The 18,707-nt window shown below is 66.7% G+C and carries 18 protein-coding genes; 10 read left to right on the plus strand and 8 right to left on the minus strand.

Annotated elements, in window-relative coordinates:
• Positions 1-132: 132 nt before the first annotated feature.
• Complete coding sequence (sbcD, locus tag FIV02_RS18710; RefSeq protein ID WP_152489464.1) at positions 133-1,362, minus strand: exonuclease subunit SbcD; 1,230 nt, start codon at positions 1,360-1,362, stop codon at positions 133-135.
• Complete coding sequence (locus tag FIV02_RS18715; RefSeq protein WP_152489465.1) at positions 1,359-1,778, minus strand: Lrp/AsnC family transcriptional regulator; 420 nt, start codon at positions 1,776-1,778, stop codon at positions 1,359-1,361. The genes sbcD and FIV02_RS18715 overlap by 4 nt, the downstream gene beginning before the upstream one ends.
• Positions 1,779-1,900: 122 nt before the next feature.
• Between FIV02_RS18715 and yjeH the strand changes: the two genes are divergently transcribed.
• The 5 genes from yjeH (at position 1,901) to FIV02_RS18740 (ending at position 7,261) form a co-directional block, all read left to right on the plus strand.
• On the plus strand, positions 1,901-3,163 hold the full coding sequence (gene yjeH / locus FIV02_RS18720) for an L-methionine/branched-chain amino acid transporter (protein ID WP_152489466.1): 1,263 nt from the start codon (positions 1,901-1,903) through the stop codon (positions 3,161-3,163).
• Between the two features lie 153 nt (positions 3,164-3,316).
• Positions 3,317-4,642, plus strand: coding sequence for a TAXI family TRAP transporter solute-binding subunit (locus tag FIV02_RS18725; RefSeq protein WP_134676962.1), 1,326 nt, complete (start codon positions 3,317-3,319; stop codon positions 4,640-4,642).
• 447 nt (positions 4,643-5,089) lie between these two features.
• A complete protein-coding gene (gene yejK / locus FIV02_RS18730; protein ID WP_037049760.1) occupies positions 5,090-6,097 on the plus strand; it encodes a nucleoid-associated protein YejK in 1,008 nt (335 codons plus the stop codon).
• Between the two features lies 1 nt (position 6,098).
• Positions 6,099-6,944 (plus strand): polyphosphate kinase 2 family protein, encoded by an 846-nt coding sequence (locus tag FIV02_RS18735; RefSeq protein ID WP_152489467.1) that lies wholly within the window; start codon positions 6,099-6,101, stop codon positions 6,942-6,944.
• Positions 6,941-7,261 carry a glutaredoxin family protein gene (locus FIV02_RS18740; RefSeq protein WP_037049770.1) on the plus strand — a complete coding sequence of 107 codons (321 nt, stop codon included), beginning with the start codon at positions 6,941-6,943 and terminating at the stop codon, positions 7,259-7,261. The genes FIV02_RS18735 and FIV02_RS18740 overlap by 4 nt, the downstream gene beginning before the upstream one ends.
• A gap of 3 nt (positions 7,262-7,264) precedes the next feature.
• Here the strand turns inward: FIV02_RS18740 and FIV02_RS18745 are convergent, their stop codons facing one another.
• On the minus strand, positions 7,265-8,335 hold the full coding sequence (locus FIV02_RS18745) for an AraC family transcriptional regulator (RefSeq protein ID WP_152489468.1): 1,071 nt from the start codon (positions 8,333-8,335) through the stop codon (positions 7,265-7,267).
• Positions 8,336-8,712: 377 nt separating this feature from the next.
• Between FIV02_RS18745 and FIV02_RS18750 the strand changes: the two genes are divergently transcribed.
• The 4 genes from FIV02_RS18750 to eutC all read left to right on the plus strand — a co-directional run bounded on the left by FIV02_RS18750 (position 8,713) and on the right by eutC (position 14,011).
• Positions 8,713-10,233 carry an aldehyde dehydrogenase family protein gene (locus tag FIV02_RS18750; RefSeq protein WP_150606385.1) on the plus strand — a complete coding sequence of 507 codons (1,521 nt, stop codon included), beginning with the start codon at positions 8,713-8,715 and terminating at the stop codon, positions 10,231-10,233.
• 63 nt (positions 10,234-10,296) lie between these two features.
• Complete coding sequence (eat, locus tag FIV02_RS18755) at positions 10,297-11,745, plus strand: ethanolamine permease (RefSeq protein WP_037056018.1); 1,449 nt, start codon at positions 10,297-10,299, stop codon at positions 11,743-11,745.
• 46 nt (positions 11,746-11,791) lie between these two features.
• Positions 11,792-13,186, plus strand: a complete 1,395-nt coding sequence (locus tag FIV02_RS18760) for an ethanolamine ammonia-lyase subunit EutB (RefSeq protein WP_152489469.1) — start codon at positions 11,792-11,794, stop codon at positions 13,184-13,186.
• Positions 13,187-13,201: 15 nt separating this feature from the next.
• Positions 13,202-14,011: an ethanolamine ammonia-lyase subunit EutC gene (gene eutC, locus FIV02_RS18765; RefSeq protein ID WP_152489470.1), complete on the plus strand. Its 810-nt coding sequence runs from the start codon at positions 13,202-13,204 to the stop codon at positions 14,009-14,011.
• 97 nt (positions 14,012-14,108) lie between these two features.
• On the opposite strand, the gene FIV02_RS18770 is transcribed toward eutC, so the two are convergent.
• The 4 genes from FIV02_RS18770 to FIV02_RS18785 form a co-directional block, all read right to left on the minus strand.
• Positions 14,109-15,044: a glutathione S-transferase family protein gene (locus FIV02_RS18770; protein WP_152489471.1), complete on the minus strand. Its 936-nt coding sequence runs from the start codon at positions 15,042-15,044 to the stop codon at positions 14,109-14,111.
• 107 nt (positions 15,045-15,151) lie between these two features.
• Positions 15,152-15,469, minus strand: coding sequence for a GIY-YIG nuclease family protein (locus FIV02_RS18775; RefSeq protein WP_152489472.1), 318 nt, complete (start codon positions 15,467-15,469; stop codon positions 15,152-15,154).
• Positions 15,466-16,185 (minus strand): phosphatidylcholine synthase, encoded by a 720-nt coding sequence (gene pcsA / locus FIV02_RS18780; protein ID WP_152489473.1) that lies wholly within the window; start codon positions 16,183-16,185, stop codon positions 15,466-15,468. Before pcsA ends, FIV02_RS18775 begins: the two co-directional genes overlap by 4 nt.
• A 99-nt stretch (positions 16,186-16,284) precedes the next feature.
• Positions 16,285-16,755, minus strand: a complete 471-nt coding sequence (locus tag FIV02_RS18785) for a nuclear transport factor 2 family protein (protein WP_152489474.1) — start codon at positions 16,753-16,755, stop codon at positions 16,285-16,287.
• Between the two features lie 120 nt (positions 16,756-16,875).
• On the opposite strand from FIV02_RS18785, the gene FIV02_RS18790 reads away from it, so the two are divergent.
• Complete coding sequence (locus FIV02_RS18790) at positions 16,876-17,820, plus strand: GlxA family transcriptional regulator (protein ID WP_152489475.1); 945 nt, start codon at positions 16,876-16,878, stop codon at positions 17,818-17,820.
• A gap of 66 nt (positions 17,821-17,886) precedes the next feature.
• Here FIV02_RS18790 and FIV02_RS18795 read toward each other — a convergent pair whose 3' ends face one another.
• Positions 17,887-18,648, minus strand: coding sequence for an amino acid ABC transporter ATP-binding protein (locus tag FIV02_RS18795; RefSeq protein WP_152489476.1), 762 nt, complete (start codon positions 18,646-18,648; stop codon positions 17,887-17,889).
• Between the last annotated feature and the right edge of the window lie 59 nt (positions 18,649-18,707).

The raw sequence follows: 18,707 nt of genomic DNA on the forward strand, positions 1-18,707 counted from the left end.
AGGACAGCGGCCAGCGAGCCTGCGCCCGCATTCGGCACCACCCTCGCAGCACGGGTAGATCGAAAGAGCGTGCACTATAGCGACTTTGCCCCGTGCGGCCAGCGCTGTCGGGCAAAATGCCGCGCCACGCGCCTAGCGCTCCTGGCGTTCCTGCACGGCCTCCAGCACCTGGCGATACCGCTCGAGCAGGCGCTGGCTGTCCGCCTCGTCCAGTACCTCCTGTTGCAGGCGCCTGGCGAAGACATCCTCGACGGACAATTCGTCCAGCGTCTCCCGTGCGGCGCTGGCCAGGCTGGCACTGGCGTTGCCACGCTCGCGACGGATGCGCAGCACTTCCACGGCATGCCCCTCGCAGAGGGCGCTGATGCGGCCTTGCAGGTCGCTGAGGTAGTCGTCGGTACTGACCTGCACCTCCAGCCACACCGGCCGCTCGCCCGTGCCCTGGGCAGCGACCTCGGCGATGGCACCGGCCAGTTCCTTGAGCGAGCCGCGCAGGCTGGCCATGGGTTGAAACACCGGCACGGCCAGCGGCGTGATCGACTGCAGGCTGGCCTCGCCGAATTCCAGCAGCAGCACTTCCTTCTGCTGGCGCGTTTCATCGAACGACAGGGCGATCGGCGAACCGCTGTAGCGCACATGCTCCAGGCCACCGACCTTCTGCGGCCGATGGATATGACCCAGGGCGATGTAGTCGGCGGGCGGGAAAGCACTGGTGGGAAAGGCCTCCAGGCTGCCGACGTAGATCTCGCGCACCGACTCACTGGCACTGGCGCCGACCGTGGTCAGGTGGCCGGTGGCGATGATCGGCAGGGGCTGCCCGATCTCGTTGCGCCGCTCCAGTGCCAGCGCGTGCAGGGCCTGGTAGTGCGCGGCAATGGCCTGTTGCAGCGACTGCTGCTTGTCCTGCGCGCTCTGCCCGGCCTGGCTGGCCAGCACGTCACGCGGACGAATGAAGGGGATGGCGCAGAGGATGGCGCCCGGCTGGCCGCGGCGATCATTCAGCACCAGCACCTGCTCGGCCAGGTCGAGGCCCACCGCCGGCACCACCTGGGTGCCCAGCTGCGCCAGCAGGCTGCGGCTTTCGCCAAGCATGGCCGGCGAGTCGTGGTTGCCACCCAGGACCACCAGCGCGCAGCCGGCGTCGCGCAGCTCGACCACCAGGCGGTAGTACTGCTCGCGGGCGTAGCTGGGCGGCGCACCGGTGTCGAATACGTCACCGGCGATCAGCAGCACATCCACGGCATGCGTCCGCACCTGCTCCAGCAGCCAGGCGCAGAAGGCCTGGTGCTCGGCCTGGCGGGTCTTGCCCATGAAGTGCTGGCCCAGGTGCCAGTCGGAGCTGTGCAGCACGCGCAGGCTCATAGCGGCCAGTCCTGCACGACGATGTGGGTCTTGACCCGCTGCATCTGCGGGAAGGCCTCGATGGCCGCGCGGACCTCGCTCAGGCGCGCCATGCTCGGCGCCTCGACCAGCACCAGCATGTCGGTTTCCCCGCTGATGCCGCTGCAGTGGCGAATTTCCGGGTATTCACGCATGCGCTCGACGTAATCCTGGCAACGGGCGTTCTGGTAGAACAGTTCGAGGAAGGCCTTGACCCCACCCTCACCCGGCGCCGCGACCTGGGCGTGATAGCCGCGAATGACGCCGCTCTGTTCCAGATGGCGAATGCGCTCGCTGACAGCCGAGCGGGAAAGACTGACCTCGCGGGCGACCTGGCTGACGGAGGTGCGCGCGTCGCTGCGCAGCAGAGCGAGGATCTGGCGATCGAACTTGTCCACGGTGTTTCTCGAGCGGCAATCAGGTTGACGGGAAGAACCGCCATTTCGTCGGTGAAAGGCGGCAGCCTGTAATCAGGCGGCGGCCTACCATAGCGGGATCTGCAAAGGCGTGAGCATACCCCATGAGTCGACTCAACAAGGAGCTGGGCCTGCTGCAGGGCATTGCCCTGCTCAGCACATCGCTGCTCGGCACCGGCATCTTCGTGGTGCCGGCACTGGCGGCCACCGCCGCTGGCGAGGCGTCGCTGTGGGCCTGGCTGATGCTCATCGCTCTGGTGCTGCCGGTGGCATTCACCTTCGCCCAGCTGGGCAAGCGCTTCCCCCACGCGGGCGGGGCACCGCACCTGATCGGCCGCGCCTTCGGCCTGCGCATGGAGAGCGTCAGCGCCCTGCTGTTTCTCGCCGTGCTGCCCGTGGGCCTGCCGGCGGCCCTGCATATCGCCAGTGGCTTCTGGCTGGCCCTGTTCGACCTCGACCGCAGCGACCTGCTGATCATCGAGCTGGCGACCCTGGGCGCCATCCTCCTGCTCGGCCAGCGCCCGCCCAGGGCCTCGGGCCTGCTGCAGGGGCTGATCGCCGTGGCCATCGTCGCCAGCGTGGCGCTGATCTGGTGGATGGGCGACCTGCCCCATGCCGACCAGCCGCTGTTGCCGGCGCTGGACGGCCAGTGGCACCTGCTGCCGACGGCGCTGGGGGTGATGTTCTGGTGCTTCGTCGGCATCGAGGCCTTCACCCATCTGGGCGAGGAGTTCAAACACCCGCAGCGGGACTTCCCGCTGGCCTTGCTGCTCGGCGTGCTGCTCGCCGGCCTGGTGTACTGGGCCTGTTCGGTGGCGGTCCTGAGCTTCGCCACCTACGGCGACGTGCACAGTGACACCACCGCCCTGCCCCGGCTGTTCGAGCAGCTGCTCGGCGAGCGCGCCCGCGTGCTGGTGGCGGTGCTCGGCTACCTGGCCTGCTTCGCCTCGATGAACGTGTATATCCAGGGCTTCGCCCGCCTGATCTGGAGCCTGGCCGACGAGGGCCGCCTGCCTGCCCGGCTGGCGGTGCGCAACGCCCATGGCGTTCCCGGCCGGGCCTTGCTGCTGGTCGTGATCAGTTGCGCGCTGTGTGCGCTGCTCTCGGCCGTGCTGCAACTGTCGGTGGACGACCTGATCCGCTACGCCAACGGCAACTTCGTGCTGATCTACCTGCTCAGCATGGCCGCAGGCTGGAGCCTGCTGCATGGCATCTGGCGCCTGCTGGCCGGGCTCAGCGCAGTGCTGTGCAGCGCGGTGCTGGTGATGCTCAGCAGCGACGCCCTGTATGCCGTGGCGCTGTTTGCCGTCCTGCTGCTGTTGAGCCACCTGCGCGACAGGCACAAGGCGCTGGCGCAGGGTGGATAACGCTCTTTTCACGCAAGGCGCTGTCGGTGGACGGGTGAAGCGTCGTCCACCCTACGCCCGTCAGCCGCATTGCTACCGGCCAGCGGCGCTACAGATGACCTCGGGGCGCATGGGGTTCTATCCTTACCCTGAACCCAGCCCCAAGGAAGCCCCATGCGCCGCGTACTCAACGACCTGAAGATCATGATCCTGGCCAACCTGTGGATCGTCCCGGTGGTGGCCGGCCTGGTCTGGGCGCTGTTCCAGTTCGTCGCGCCGCCACCGCCGATGAGCGCCAGCATGGCCACCGGTACCCAGGGCGGGGCCTACCAGCAGTTCGCCGAACGCCTCAAGGAAGAACTGGCCAAGGAGGGTTTCGAACTCAGCCTGGTGCCGACCTCGGGTTCGCGCGACAACCTGCAGCGCCTGCTGGCCGATGACCCGGCCGTGCAGATCGGCCTGGTGCAAAGCGGCCTGGAGCGGCAACTGTCGCCGGACGAGCAGACCCGCCTGCAGAGCCTGGGGGCGATCTATCAGGAGCCGCTCTGGCTGTTCTATCGCCGTGAAACCGGCCTGGACCGCATCGCCGACCTGTTGCCGCTGAAGCTCGGCCTGGGTGGCGAGGGCAGCGGCACCCGCGCTGCCAGCGACGCCATCCTCGGCGCCAACGCGATCCTGCCCGAGCAGTATCCCGACACCTGGCAGAACATCGGCGGCGGCAAGGCCGCACGCGCACTGCTGGCCGGCGAGCTGGACGCGGCGTTCTTCGTCGGCCCGGCGGAGAATGCCCTGGTGCAGCAACTGGCCGCCAACCCCGATATCGCCCTGGCGCACTTTCGTCGCGCAGCGGCCTACGAGGCGCGCCTGCCGTTCTTCAACCAGGTGACGGTCGGCGAGGGCCTGCTCGACCTGGCCAGCAACGCACCGGACCGCGACATCGTCACCCTGGCCCCGGTGGCCACCCTGGTGGTCAACGACGACTTCAACCCCGGGCTGGTGCCGCTGTTTCTCGAGGCCAGCCGCGAGGTGATGAGGAACGGCACCCTGCTCGATACCGCCGGTGCCTATCCCAGCGCCGAACCACGCACCTTCGAGCTGCACAAGGATGCCGAACACTACTACGCCAAGGGCCTGCCGATCCTGCAGCGCTACCTGCCGTTTCGCATCGCCTCGCTGGCCGACCGCTACATCATCCTGCTGATCCCGCTGATCGTGGTGATGATCCCGCTGTTCAAGGCCGTCGGGCCGATCTACCAGTGGCGTATCCGGGCGCGCATCTATCGCTGGTACAAGTACCTGCGCGAGATCGACCGCAAGCTCCACGCCGGTTCGCTGCCGGACGAGCTGGACAGCGAGATCGAACGCCTGGAGAAGCTGGAGGACGAGCTGGCGGCGGTGGAAGTGCCGCTGTCCTACTCCAACCAGCTGTACGAGCTGCACCTGCACGTGCGCTACGTGGTCGAGCGCCTGAAGACCCTGCAACAACGCCGCCAACCGTAGGGTGGATCGCGCTTCATCGATCCACCATGCCCGGCAATGCCTGACGGACAGCCCGGCATCCACCGCGTCGACTCACCCATGGTGGATGTAAAAAGCGACATCCACCCTACACCGACCGTAGGGTGGATCGCGCTTCATCGATCCACCATGCCCGGCAACGCCGGGCGAACAGCCCGGCATCCACCGCGTCGACTCGCCCTGCGGTGGATGTAAAAGGCGACATCCACCCTACGCCGACCGTAGGGTGGATCGCGCTCCATCGATCCACCATGCCCGGCAACGTCGGACGAACAACCCGGCATCCACCGCGTCGACTCACCCTGCGGTGGATGTAAAAGACGACATCCACCCCACGCGGCTGCACCGTGCACCGATGCATCCGCACCAGAATCCGTCACCCGCTTCGGGTAAACTGCGCGCCTGTTTCATTTGCCCATCGAGACCGCCATGCCGATCCGTCACTGCATCGTCCACCTGATCGACAAGAAGCCCGACGGCAGCCCCGCCGCGCTGCATGCCCGCGACAGCGAGCTGGCCACGTCGCAAGCCATGGAGAACCTCCTGGCCGACCTCAACGAGAGCTACAACGCCAAGCAGGGCAAGGCCTGGGGCCTGTTCCACGAGGAATCCGGCGCCTACCCCTTCAGCGGCTGGCTCAAGGCCTACCTCGATGGCGAGCAGGACTTCACCGCCTTCAGCCGCCAGGCCGTGGAACAGCTGCAGAAGCTGATGGAAGAGTCCAACCTGTCCACCGGCGGCCACGTGCTGTTCGCCCATTACCAGCAGGGCATGACCGACTACCTGGCCATCGCCCTGCTGCATCACAGCGAGGGCGTGGCCGTCACCGACGCACTGGACGTGACCCCGGCCAAGCACCTGGACCTCGGCCAGCTGCACCTGGCCGCGCGCATCAACATCAGCGAGTGGCAGAACAACAAGCAGTCCAAGCAGTACATCTCGTTCATCAAGGGCAAGAACGGCAAGAAGGTCTCGGACTACTTCCGCGACTTCATCGGCTGCCAGGAAGGCGTCGACGGCCCCGGCGAGACGCGCACCCTGCTCAAGGCCTTCAGCGACTACGTGGAAAGCGAGGACCTGCCCGAAGAGCAGGCCCGCGAGAAGACCAAGACACTGGTCGGCTACGCCAGCGGCCAGGCCAAGATGGGCGAGCCGATCACCCTGGAAGAGCTCTCCGGGCTGATCGATGAAGAGCGTCCCAAGGCCTTCTACGAGCACATCCGCAACAAGGATTACGGCATGGCCCCGGAGTTTCCGGCGGACAAGCGCACCCTCAGCCAGTTCCAGCGCTTCACCGGCCGCGCCGAAGGCCTGTCGATCAGCTTCGAGGCGCACCTGCTGGGCTCGAAGGTGGAGTACGACGAAGGCCGCGACATGCTGATCATCCGCCAGCTGCCGACCCAGCTGAAGGATCAGCTCAAGCGCCGCCAGGACTGAGATGGACCTGCGCCTAGGCGACGCGCTACTGGCGAGCTGCCGCTGCCAGGTTGCGGCGCCGCTGGCAGGCGACCCGGCGCGTACCTTCGGCCTCGACAAGCATACGGCCAAGGCCCGCCTGGCAAGACTCCGGCCCTGGCTGCAGGACCAACAGACACGCCTCTGGGCTAATCGCCGCCAGGCGCTGCTGCTGGTGCTGCAAGGGCCTGACTGCAGTGGCAAGGACGGCGTGATTCGCCGGGTCCTGAGCGCCTGCAACCCACAGGGCCTGAGCATTCACGGCTTCCAGGCGCCGAGCGCGCAGGAGCGCCAGGCACACTTCCTCGAGCGCTATCGCCAGCGCCTGCCGGCACCGGGCATGCTCGGGGTGTTCAACCGCAGCCACTACGAAGCGCTGATCTGCGACCCGCTCGACGGTTTGTGCGGCGAGGACGAGCTGCCCACGCGTCTGGCCGAGTTGCTGGCGTTCGAGCGCCAGCTGCCTGCCCGCGGCATCCATGTGCTCAAGTGCTACCTGCAGATCGACGCGGACGAGCAGTACCAGCGCCTGCGCCAACGCCTGGAAAAACCGGAGAAACGCTGGAAGCTCAAGCGCAGCGACCTGCAGTCGCATCGCCAGTTCGCAGAGCGCCAGCGCCGCTGGAGCGACCTGCTCAGTGCCAGCCACAGCGCTGATGCGCCCTGGTACGTGATCCCCGCGCACAAGCGCTGGCTACGCGACCTGCTGCTGGCCAGCCTGCTGGCGCGTGAGCTGGAGCGCCTGCAATTGCAGTGGCCGGATCGCCCGCCACCCTTTACTCTGGCGCAATTGCAAGCCGCCACCCCGCACAAGGACGTGTCCCGATGAAGAAGATCCTGCTGATTCTCGCCGCCCTGGCCCTGTTCCAGCACTGGGACAAGCTCGAGCGCTGGCTCAATCCGCCACAGGCCAGCACCGCCAGCGGCGAGATCGTGCTCTATGCCACCAGCTGGTGCGGCTACTGCGCCAAGACCCGCGAACTGTTCGCCGCCGATGGCATCGCCTATCGCGAAGTGGATATCGAGAAGGACAGCGCCGGCCGCGCCACCTACCAGGCCCTGGGCGGACGCGGCGTGCCGGTGATCGACATGCGCGGGCAGGTCATCCACGGCTACGACGTGCGCGCCATCCGCGCGGCCTACTGAGCCTCAGACACCTTCACGCCGCCACTGCCGCGGGCTGATGCCGAACCAGCGGCGGAAGGCCCGCGAGAACGCGCTGGTTTCCGAATAGCCGAGCAACAGGGCCAGCTGCGAGATCGGCAGCTGCGGCTCACGCAGATAACGGTTGGCCAGTTCGCGGCGCACGTTGTCCACCAGTTGCGAGAAACTCAGGCCCTGCTCGCGCAGGCGCCGCTGCAGGGACCAGCTGGTCATGCCCAGCAGCTCGGCCACCTCATCCAGCGCCGGCTCGCCGTACAGCAGGCGCTGACGGATCTGCTCGCGTACATCGTTGACCATGTCCCGCTCGCCACGGCCGCACAGGCTGCTGATCTGGTTCAGCGAATCCTGCATCACCATCAGCAGCACCGAATCGCTGTCCGGCATGGCACGGTTCAGGCCGCGCTTGGGAATCAGCAGCGAGTTGAATGGCTGCTCGAAGTACACCGGCGCATCGAACACCTTACAGTGCTCGTGCCAGCACTCCGGTCGCGGGTGCTCGAAATGCACGGCGCGCGGCGCCCATTGGCTGCCGAGCACATGACGCACCAGGTTGAGCACCATGCCCAGGGTCAACTCGGCGTCCTGCCGCCGACTGAGAATGGCGCCATGGCGCACCTGATAGTCGAAGCGGTAGCACTCGCCCTCGTCGACCAGGCGAATCAGGCTGTTGCGCTGATGCAGCGGGAAGGCCCGCGCGAAGTTGATCAGCGCCTGTTCGAGCGTGGCCGAGCACAGCCCGATGTAGCCCAGCAGGCCGAGGGCCTGGGGCTTGAACTGCTGACCGTAGTACAGACCGAAGTTGTCGCAGCCGGACTGGTGCGCGGCCTCCTCCAGCACCTGGCAGTAGTTGGGCAGCGCCAGGCTCAGGGTCGGGTGGCGCAGGCACTCGGGGTCGATGCCGGATACGCCGAGAATGCGATCCGGATCACCGCCGTGCTTTTCGATGAATCCACACAGGCCGCTCGCCGCCGCTGCCAGCACACCGGCATTGGCCGGGGCACCGGACAAGAGCGAGGCACCGAGCGTAGCGCCGGCCTGAGAGAGAAAGGAACTCATCAGGTCCTCCTTCGTGACAATGGCTGTTCGAAAGCAAGAAACACGCCGCACCACCCTGAGGCAGCCAGCCAGGCGTTTCCAGCCTCGACGCGACATCAAAGGGCAGCGCCATGCCTGGCGAGTGAGTCGTTTTGAAACACTCGCACCAAAACAAGGCGGCCGAGTTGACCCATTGCGACACGCCCCGCCAGCGGCAGACGAAGTTGACTTTGCACGACAGCACCTCGCCCTTGCGGTCAAGTTGCGCAGATGAAATCGGCTCATGATCGGTCCGAGCCCCAGGGTTCGCTGTCGCTCGATCCGAGCCGCACCCCTGGCTGGACATCCCAGCTCACCTGCTACGCACAACTAGAACAACATCGTTTCGGAGAACGCTCATGCTCTATGCCAAACCCGGTACCCCAGGCGCCGTCGTCACCCTCAAGCCGCGCTACGGCAACTACATCGGTGGTGAATTCGTCGCCCCGCTCAGCGGCCAGTACTTCAGCAACACCAGCCCGGTCGACGGCTCGGTGATCGCCGAATTCCCCCGCTCCAACGCCGCCGACATCGACAAGGCGCTGGACGCCGCCCATGCCGCCGCCGATGCCTGGGGCCGCACCAGCGTGCAGGAGCGTTCGCACATCCTGCTGAAGATCGCCGACCGCATCGAAGCCAACCTCGAACTGCTGGCCGTGGCCGAGACCTGGGACAACGGCAAGGCCGTGCGCGAAACCCTCAACGCCGACGTGCCGCTGGCTGCCGACCACTTCCGCTACTTCGCCGGCTGCATCCGCGCCCAGGAAGGCAGCACCGCCGAGATCAACGACGGCACCGTGGCCTATCACTTCCACGAGCCGCTGGGCGTGGTCGGGCAGATCATCCCGTGGAACTTCCCGCTGCTGATGGCCGCCTGGAAGCTGGCACCGGCCCTGGCCGCCGGCAACGCCATCGTGCTCAAGCCGGCCGAGCAGACCCCGCTGTCGATCACCCTGCTGGCCGAACTCGTCGGCGACCTGCTGCCGCCCGGCGTGCTCAACATCGTCCAGGGCTTCGGCCGCGAAGCCGGTGAAGCGCTGGCCACCAGCAAGCGCATCGCCAAGATCGCCTTCACCGGCTCCACCCCGGTCGGCTCGCACATCCTCAAGTGCGCGGCCGAGAACATCATCCCGTCCACCGTCGAGTTGGGCGGCAAGTCGCCGAACATCTTCTTCGCCGACATCATGAACGCCGAGCCGGCCTTCATCGAGAAGGCCGCCGAGGGCCTGGTGCTGGGCTTCTTCAACCAGGGCGAGGTGTGCACCTGCCCGTCGCGCGCGCTGGTGCAGGAGTCGATCTACGAGCCGTTCATGGCCGAGGTGATGAAGAAGGTCAAGCAGATCAAGCGCGGCAACCCGCTGGACACCGACACCATGGTCGGCGCCCAGGCCTCGCAGCAGCAGTTCGACAAGATCCTCAGCTACCTGGAGATCGCCCAGCAGGAGGGCGCCCAGGTGCTCACCGGCGGGGCGGCCGAGCGCCTGGAGGGCGACCTGGCCAGCGGCTATTACATCCAGCCGACGCTGCTCAAGGGCAGCAACGAGATGCGCGTGTTCCAGGAGGAGATCTTCGGCCCGGTGATCGGCGTCACCACCTTCAAGGACGAGGCCGAGGCGCTGGCCATCGCCAACGACACCGAGTTCGGCCTGGGCGCCGGCGTGTGGAGCCGCGACATGAACGTCGCCTACCGCATGGGTCGCGCGATCAAGGCGGGCCGCGTATGGACCAACTGCTACCACCTGTACCCGGCGCATGCTGCCTTCGGCGGCTACAAGAAGTCCGGGGTCGGGCGTGAGACCCACAAGATGATGCTCGATCACTACCAGCAGACCAAGAACCTGCTGGTCAGCTACGACATCAATCCGCTGGGGTTCTTCTGATCTGCCATTCCCCCGACAACCTCACCCCGTGACCGCGTCACGGGGTGCCAAGGAGTTACCTCAATGAGCAAAGAAACCCTTGCCACGCCTGCCTCGGCAGGCGGCGTGGAAACGGAAGCGGTCAGCGCCGACTACTTCGCCAGCCGCCAGCTGAAACAGGGCGCCGCCGGCTGGATCCTGCTGATCGGCCTGGGCGTGGCCTACGTGATCTCCGGCGACTACGCCGGCTGGAACTTCGGCCTGGCCCAGGGCGGCTGGGGCGGCATGTTCGTCGCCACGCTGCTGATGGCGACCATGTACCTGTGCATGTGCTTCTCGCTGGCCGAGCTGTCGTCGATGATCCCCACGGCCGGCGGCGGCTACGGTTTCACCCGTACCGCGTTCGGTCCCTGGGGTGGTTTTCTCACCGGCACGGCGATTCTCATCGAGTACGCCATCGCCCCCGCTGCCATCGCCTGCTTCATCGGTGCCTACTGCGAGTCGCTGTTCGGCATCGGCGGCTGGGTGGTCTACCTGGCCTTCTACGTGGTCTTCATCGGCATCCATGTGCTCGGTGCCGGCGAGGCGCTGAAGCTGATGTTCGTCATCACCGCCGTGGCGGCCATCGCCCTGGGTGTGTTCATCGTCGCCATGGTGCCGCACTTCCAGCTGGCCAACCTGTTCGACATCCCCGCCACCGAGGCGACCGGCGCCAGCACCTTCCTGCCGTTCGGCTACCTGGGCATCTGGGCCGCCCTGCCCTACGCCATCTGGTTCTTCCTCGCGGTCGAGGGCGTGCCGCTGGCCGCCGAGGAAACCAAGAACCCGAAACGCGACCTGCCGCGTGGCCTGATCGGCGCCATGCTGGTGCTGCTGGCCTTCGCCGGCCTGATCCTGCTGGTCGGCCCGGGCGGTGCTGGTGCCCAGGCGCTGATGGCCTCGGGCAACCCGCTGGTCGAGGCGCTGGAGAAGGTCTACGGCGGTTCCACCTGGATGAGCCAGTTCGTCAACCTGGTCGGCCTGGCCGGTCTGGTCGCCAGCTTCTTCTCGATCATCTACGCCTACTCGCGGCAGATCTTCGCCCTCTCCCGTGCGGGCTACCTGCCACGCAGCCTGTCGCTGACCAACCGCAACAAGGCGCCGGTGTTGGCACTGATCGTGCCTGGAATTATCGGCTTTGGTTTGTCATTGAGCGGCCAGGGCGACCTGCTGATCCTGGTAGCGGTGTTCGGCGCGACCATCTCCTACGTGCTGATGATGGCTGCGCACATCACCCTGCGCATCCGCCGCCCGGACATGCCGCGTCCGTACCGTACGCCCGGTGGAGTGCTGACTTCATCGGTCGCGCTGGTACTGGCGGCGGTGGCACTGGTCGCCGGTTTCCTGGTCGATCCACGGGTCGTGATCGGTGCGGCAGTCATCTACGCTCTGTTCATCGCCTATTTCGCCTTGTACAGCCGTCATCATCTGGTGTCCGGCACACCGGAGGAAGAGTTCGCCGCCATCCAGGCCGCCGAACGTTCGCTGCGCTGACAGGCTCAAGCGGCCGCCCACGGGCGGCCGCGACAGGAGGATTTGCATGGCCCGCTTCACCTATACCATCGCCAGCATGACCTGGAGCTTCGACAGCCTTCGCGAGCTGATGGCCAAGGCCACCCCGGCGCGCTCCGGCGACTACCTGGCCGGCGTCGCCGCCAGCAGCGACGCCGAGCGCGCCGCCGCACAGATGACCCTGGCCGAGGTGCCGCTCAAGCATTTCCTGCAGGAGGCGCTGATTCCCTACGAGCAGGACGAGGTCACCCGGCTGATCATCGACAGCCACGACAGCGCAGCCTTCGCCCCGGTCAGCCACCTCACGGTCGGCGGTCTGCGTGACTGGCTGCTCAGCGACGCCGCCGACGAAGCCGCCCTCACCGCCCTGGCAACAGGGCTGACGCCGGAGATGGTCGCCGCGGTATCGAAGATCATGCGCGTGCAGGACCTGGTGCTGGTGGCGCAGAAGACCCGCGTGGTCACCCGTTTTCGCAACACCCAGGGGCTGCGCGGGCGCATGTCCACGCGCCTGCAGCCCAACCACCCGACCGACGACCCGGCCGGCATCGCCGCCAGCGTGGTCGACGGCCTGCTCTACGGCAACGGCGATGCCATGATCGGCATCAACCCGGCCACCGATAGCATGAGCGCGGTGTGCACCCTGCTGGAGATGCTCGATGCGGTCATCCAGCGCTACGAGATTCCCACCCAGTCCTGCGTGCTGACCCACGTCACCAGCTCCATCGCCGCCATCGAGCGCGGTGCGCCGCTGGACCTGGTATTCCAGTCCATCGCCGGCACCGAGGCGGCCAACGCCAGCTTCGGCGTCAGCCTCAAGGTGCTGCAGGAAGGCTACGAAGCCGGCCTGAGCCTCAAGCGCGGCACCCTGGGCAACAACCTGATGTACTTCGAGACCGGCCAGGGCAGCGCGCTGTCGGCCAACGCCAACCATGGCGTCGACCAGCAGACCTGCGAGACCCGTGCCTATGCGGTGGCCCGTCACTTCAATCCGTTCCTGGTCAACACCGTGGTCGGCTTCATCGGCCCGGAGTACCTGTACAACGGCAAACAGATCATCCGCGCCGGGCTGGAGGATCACTTCTGCGGCAAGCTGCTCGGCGTGCCGATGGGTTGCGACATCTGCTACACCAACCATGCCGAGGCCGACCAGGACGACATGGACATGCTGCTGACCCTGCTCGGCGCGGCCGGCATCAACTTCATCATGGGCATTCCCGGCTCCGACGACGTGATGCTCAACTACCAGACCACCTCGTTCCACGACGCGCTCTACGCGCGCAAGGTCCTCGGCCTGCACGCCGCGCCGGAGTTCGAGGCGTGGCTGGCACGCATGGGCATCTTCCAGCAACAGGGCGGGCAGCTGCGCATGGGCGACGAGTTGCCCCCGGCGTTCCGCAAGGCCCTGGCCCAGCTGGCCTGATCATTCGAGGTTGTCATGAGCGAAAAGTCCCCCGCTACCGAAAACCCCTGGCAGCAGCTGCGCCAGCTGACACCGGCGCGCATTGCCCTGGGCCGGGCCGGCACCAGCCTGCCGACCAGCGCCCAGCTGGATTTCCAGTTCGCCCACGCCCAGGCGCGTGACGCCGTGCACCTGCCGTTCGACCACACGGCCCTGCGCGAAGCGCTGCACGACCGCCAGCTGCCGACCCTGCTGCTGCACAGCGCCGCCGCCGACCGCCACACCTACCTGCAGCGCCCGGACCTCGGCAGGCGCCTGCACGAAGACGCGGCCCAGCTGCTGGTCGACTATGCCGAAGAGCACGGCCGGGGCTACGACCTGGCCATCGTCATCGCCGACGGCCTGTCGTCGCTGGCGGTGCAGCGGCACAGCCTGCCGTTTCTCGATCGTCTGCAGGAGCAGATACTGGAAGAAGGCTGGTCGCTGGCGCCGATCACCCTGGTCGAACAAGGCCGGGTCGCGGTGGCGGACGAGATCGGCGAACGCCTCGGGGCGAAGATGACGGTGATCCTCATCGGCGAACGGCCGGGGCTGAGCTCCCCGGACAGCCTGGGGCTGTACTTCACCTACGGGCCGAAAGTCGGCCTCAACGACGCCTACCGCAACTGCATCTCCAACGTGCGTCTGGAGGGCCTGAGCTACGGCATGGCCACCTTCCGCCTGATGTACCTGATGCGCGAAGCCTGCCGGCGCCAGCTCTCGGGGGTCGACCTCAAGGACGAGGCCGAGGTGCCGACGCTCGAAGACAGCGGGCCGGGCAACTTCCTGTTGCCCGATCAGCGCTGAGGGAGGGCAAGGACCGCAGCTGTCGCGGCTAAAGCCCCTCCCACGGCAGTGGCAGGGGCTTCTGCGGGAGCGGCTTAGCCGCGATCCTTGCGACCGATCAGCGTGCTTCGATACGGAAGCCCAGGCGCGGGAAATGCACATGAACGGTGCCTGCGCGCTCCTCCTCACGACGCAGGATCAGCTCATCGCGCCCGGCGAAGACCAGCTCGCCCTGCACCGGATCGACGCCATAGTCCACCGCCGCGATACTCACCGCCTGACCGGGCACGAAGCCGTTGGGGTCGCTGAACGCCTCGTCCGGCAGCGCCGCCGGGCTCGCCTCGCTGGCGATGGCGATGGCCTGCTCGCTGCTCATCTCGCTCAACGAGCCATGCCCGAAGCCCAGCACACGGCCGAGCCAGGCGGCGACTTCCGGGTAGTCGTCGACCAGCGGCGAGGTCACCGGGGTACCACGCAGGAACCACAGGCAGTGGGCCACGGCGAAGTCGGCATGCGAGGGTTCGCCGAAGAGGAAGTCGCCCTGTTCGCGCTGCAGCTGTTGCTGCAACAGCCCCATCAGAGCCGGCCACTGGTGCCTGGCCTGCTCCAGCGGCACGCGGGTGGCCGTGCCACCGGAGAACAGCGCGCTGCGGTCGGCCGCGAAGGCCTTGGCGAATTCCGGCGGCACCTTGGCGAAACGCAGGGCCATGGACTCGGGCTGGAACACCAGCGCCACGGCATGCTGGAACAGGACCGAGTCGGCCCACTGGGCCAGCAGGCCGACATTGAACTCCTGCCCTTCGGGAAACAGCGCCGGTGCGGCTTTCTCGGCCTCGAGGCGACGGGCAATCAGCGCGGTATCGCAGTAGATGTCGGCACCGACCTGCAGCACCGGGGTCTTGCGGTAGCCGCCGGTCAGCGCGGTGAGATCGGGCTTGGGCATCAGCGGAGGGATCATCACCGAGCGCCAGGACAGCTGTTTGAAGCCCAGCATCAGGCGGGCTTTCTCGGCGAACGGCGAAGTGGGGTAATGGTGAAGAATCAACTCGTGCATGAGGCGCTCCGTATCAGGTCCGAATGCCCGTTCAAGGTCTGCGCTCTCTCCGCCATGTGACGCGGGCAGCGACTCAGGCTCGCAGACGTTGAAAAGACTCCAAGCCGTCAGCTTACCCGCGACAGGGGGTCGCGCACACCGTATTGGGCTGATGCGTCGCCATCAATGGCCAGAATGAGCGATTCCTTGGCCGCCTTGCTCAGGCGCTTGATCGCCCGCTCGCGACGCAGGGCATCGCCCTTGCCGGCACAGGCCTCGACGTAGGCCAGCGCCAGCGCCGGGCTGGTATGGAAGAAACGCGCACCCTTGCCGGCCTGGTGCTGGGCGAAACGCCGCTGCGGGTCATCGCTGATGCCGCAATACAGGGCACCGTTGGCGGCGCGTACCAGGTAGACGAACCAGGCCTTGTCCGTCGCGGCACTCATGCGCGCCGCGGCAACCATTCGCGCGCCGAGCGCCACAGGCACATGCCGACGAAATAGGTCGAGGCGGCGAACCACAGGCCCAGTACCCACACCGAGTTGTGCGGATACTGCAGGATCAGCAGCGCGCTGGAAAGCATCCAGACGAAGGTCACGAAGATGTTCAGCGGCATGAACTGGCGCACCCGGAAGGGGTGCAGGAACTTCATCTTGGTCAGGGTCAGGGCGGCCAGCAGCACGATCATGCCCAGGGTGATCCAGGGGTGCACATCGAGGATGTAGAAGTACAGCACCACCACGTTCCAGGCCGCCGGGAAACCCACGAAGTAGTTGTCCTGGCTCTTCATGTTCAGGTTGCAGAAACAGAACAGCGACGACAGCAGGATCAGCCCGACCGCGAACAGCGGGGTGTAGTCGGGCAACGGGATGAAGCGGTAGAGGAAGATCGCCGGAATGAACACGTACGTCAGGTAGTCGATCACCAGGTCCAGGGTCGAACCATCGAAGTGTGGCAGTACGCTCTTGACGTCATAACGCCGCGCCAGCGAACCATCCAGGCCGTCGACCAGCAGGGCCAGGCCCAGCCACAACAGGCATTGCTTGGGCTGGCCATCGAGTACGGAGAGCAGGGCCAGCAGGGCGAGGATCACGCCACTGGCAGTGACGGCATGAACCCCCCAGGCCTTGGCCTGTTTAACGGCAACGATCAGTTCGGTCACGGCAGGTCTCGATGGGCAGTGGTGGTGCAGCACACCGTGTGCGCACGCTTTATTGGCAATTGAGACCGGCTAGCCTACCACTGCGTTCCTTCGCCCGCCTCAGCGCGACGCGCGAAACTGCTCCAGACCACGTGCCGCCTGTCGTCTGATGGCCGCCTGGACCGGCGCCGCCCAGCCCAGCAGCAGGCCCTTGAGGCCGAGCGCCTGGCGCGACCAGCGCCAGAGATCGAAGTGGTCGTGGTGCTCGACGATCAGGCCATCGCGGAACACGAAGCGCGCCTGGATACGGTTGACCACCTGTCGCCCCGTGGCGCTGAAGCGGTAGCTGGCCACCCAGCGCGCGCGGCCGCCATGCTCGTCGGCCTCCACCCCGTCGAAGGCCAGCGAGAAGCCCTCGGCTCGGCTGCACAGCATGCGCCACATGTCCCCCGCCTGCGCACCTCGCAGATCGGTGAACACGGGGTCGGAGAAGTGCACGTCCTCGGCGTAGCAGCCGGCCATGCTCTCGGCGTCGAGACGCTGGAAGGCGCTGTAGAAGCGCTGGATCAGTTCGGCATTGGGGTGGCTCATGGGCGTTCCTGCGAATCGCTGATGAATGCAGCCTAGTCTGTGCGTCGCCCGCTCTGAAGACGATTGGCGATCAGGACAACTTTGTGTCAATAATCGCCAACCTTTTCATCGGATACCGCCATGCTGCGCATCGCGCTGTACGTCTGCCCCCAGACCATCTGCTCCAGCCTGAGCATGGCGCAGGACGCCTTCGCCCTGGCCAACCGCCTGGCAGCCGCGCCCTGCTTCAGGCTCCAGCGCTTCAGCCTCGATGCCCGTCCCGTGCAGCTGGAGTTCGCCCAGATCCAGGTCGATGGCGGACTGGAGCTGGCGGAACAGGCCGACCTGCTGATCGTGCCGGCCACCGGCAGCGCGGTCGGCCTGACCCTGGAAAGCAACGCCAGGCTGCTGCCCTGGCTGGCACGCCGCGACCGCCAGCAAGTCGCCAGCCTGTGCAGCAGCGCCTTCCTGCTGGCCGCCGCCGGCCTGCTCGACGGGCGCCAGGCGACCACGCACTGGGCGCTGGCGGATGCCTTCGCCAGACACTACCCCCAGGTGCACCTGCGCAGCGATCTGCTGCTGACCGAGGATGGCCCGCTGTTCTGCTCGGGCGGCGCCCAGGCGGGACTCGACCTGTGCCTGCACATGATCGCCCTGCACGCCGGTGAATGGCTGGCCCAGCAGGTGGCCGCCGCCATGGTGATCGAACGCCAGCGCGGCACGCAGACCCGCTTCGCCCCGCTGCTGCCGCACAGCGAAGACCGAACGCTGGCGCCGCTGCTGCAGTGGCTGCGCGAACACCATGCCGAGGCACTCGACCTGCCCCGCCTCGCCCGGCAGGCGCACTGCTCCTCGCGCACCCTGCTGCGCCGCTTCCGCCTGGCCACCGGGATGACCCCGGGCGAATACCTGCAACGCCTGCGCATCAGCCAGGCGCAGCAGGCACTGGCCGAGTCGACGCAGTCGCTGGAGCAGGTCGCCTGTCAGGTCGGTTTCAGTGATCGCGCGACCTTCGCCAAGCGCTTCAAGCAACTGTGCGGCGAAACGCCCGGCGCGTTCCGCAAACGCCTGCGGCGCAGCAGCTGACCCGCCCGCCGGGCGACCACGAAAAAGGGAGCCCGCAGGCTCCCTGATGAATCGCGTGGCGCTGGCTCAGTGCAGGATCTGGCTGAGGAACAGCTGGGTACGCTCGTTCTGCGGGTTGGTGAAGAAGGTATCCGGATCGGCCTGTTCGACGATCTCGCCCTTGTCCATGAAGATCACCCGGTTGGCCACGGTACGGGCGAAGCCCATCTCGTGGGTCACGCAGAGCATGGTCATGCCGTCTTCGGCCAGACCGATCATGGTGTCGAGCACTTCCTTGACCATTTCCGGGTCCAGCGCCGAGGTGGGTTCGTCGAACAGCATGATCTTCGGCTTCATGCACAGCGCACGGGCGATCGCCACACGCTGCTGCTGGCCGCCGGAGAGCTGTCCCGGGTACTTGCCCGCCTGCTCGGGGATACGCACGCGCTCGAGGAAGTGCATGGCGACGTCCTCGGCCTGGCGCTTGGGCATCTTGCGCACCCACATCGGCGCCAGGGTGCAGTTCTGCAGCACGGTCAGGTGCGGGAACAGGTTGAAGTGCTGGAACACCATGCCCACCTCGCGACGAATCGCCTCGATGTGCTTGAGGTCACCGGTCAGCTCGGTGCCATCGACCACGATGCGCCCCTGCTGGTGCTCCTCCAGGCGGTTGATGCAGCGGATGGTGGTCGACTTGCCCGAGCCGGAAGGCCCGCACAGCACGATACGCTCACCCGCCTGCACGCTCAGGTTGATGTCCTTGAGCACGTGGAACTGGCCGTACCACTTGTTCACGCCCTGCAGCAGGATCATCGGCTCGGCGCTGGGTTGCTTGACTGCTTCACTCATAATTCACTCCTCTCGAGGGACCGATTCAGGATTTGGCGCTGCAGCCAGGCAAGGCGAAA

It is taken from the genome of Pseudomonas sp. THAF187a (assembly GCF_009363395.1).
Taxonomy (GTDB): domain Bacteria; phylum Pseudomonadota; class Gammaproteobacteria; order Pseudomonadales; family Pseudomonadaceae; genus Aquipseudomonas; species Aquipseudomonas khazarica.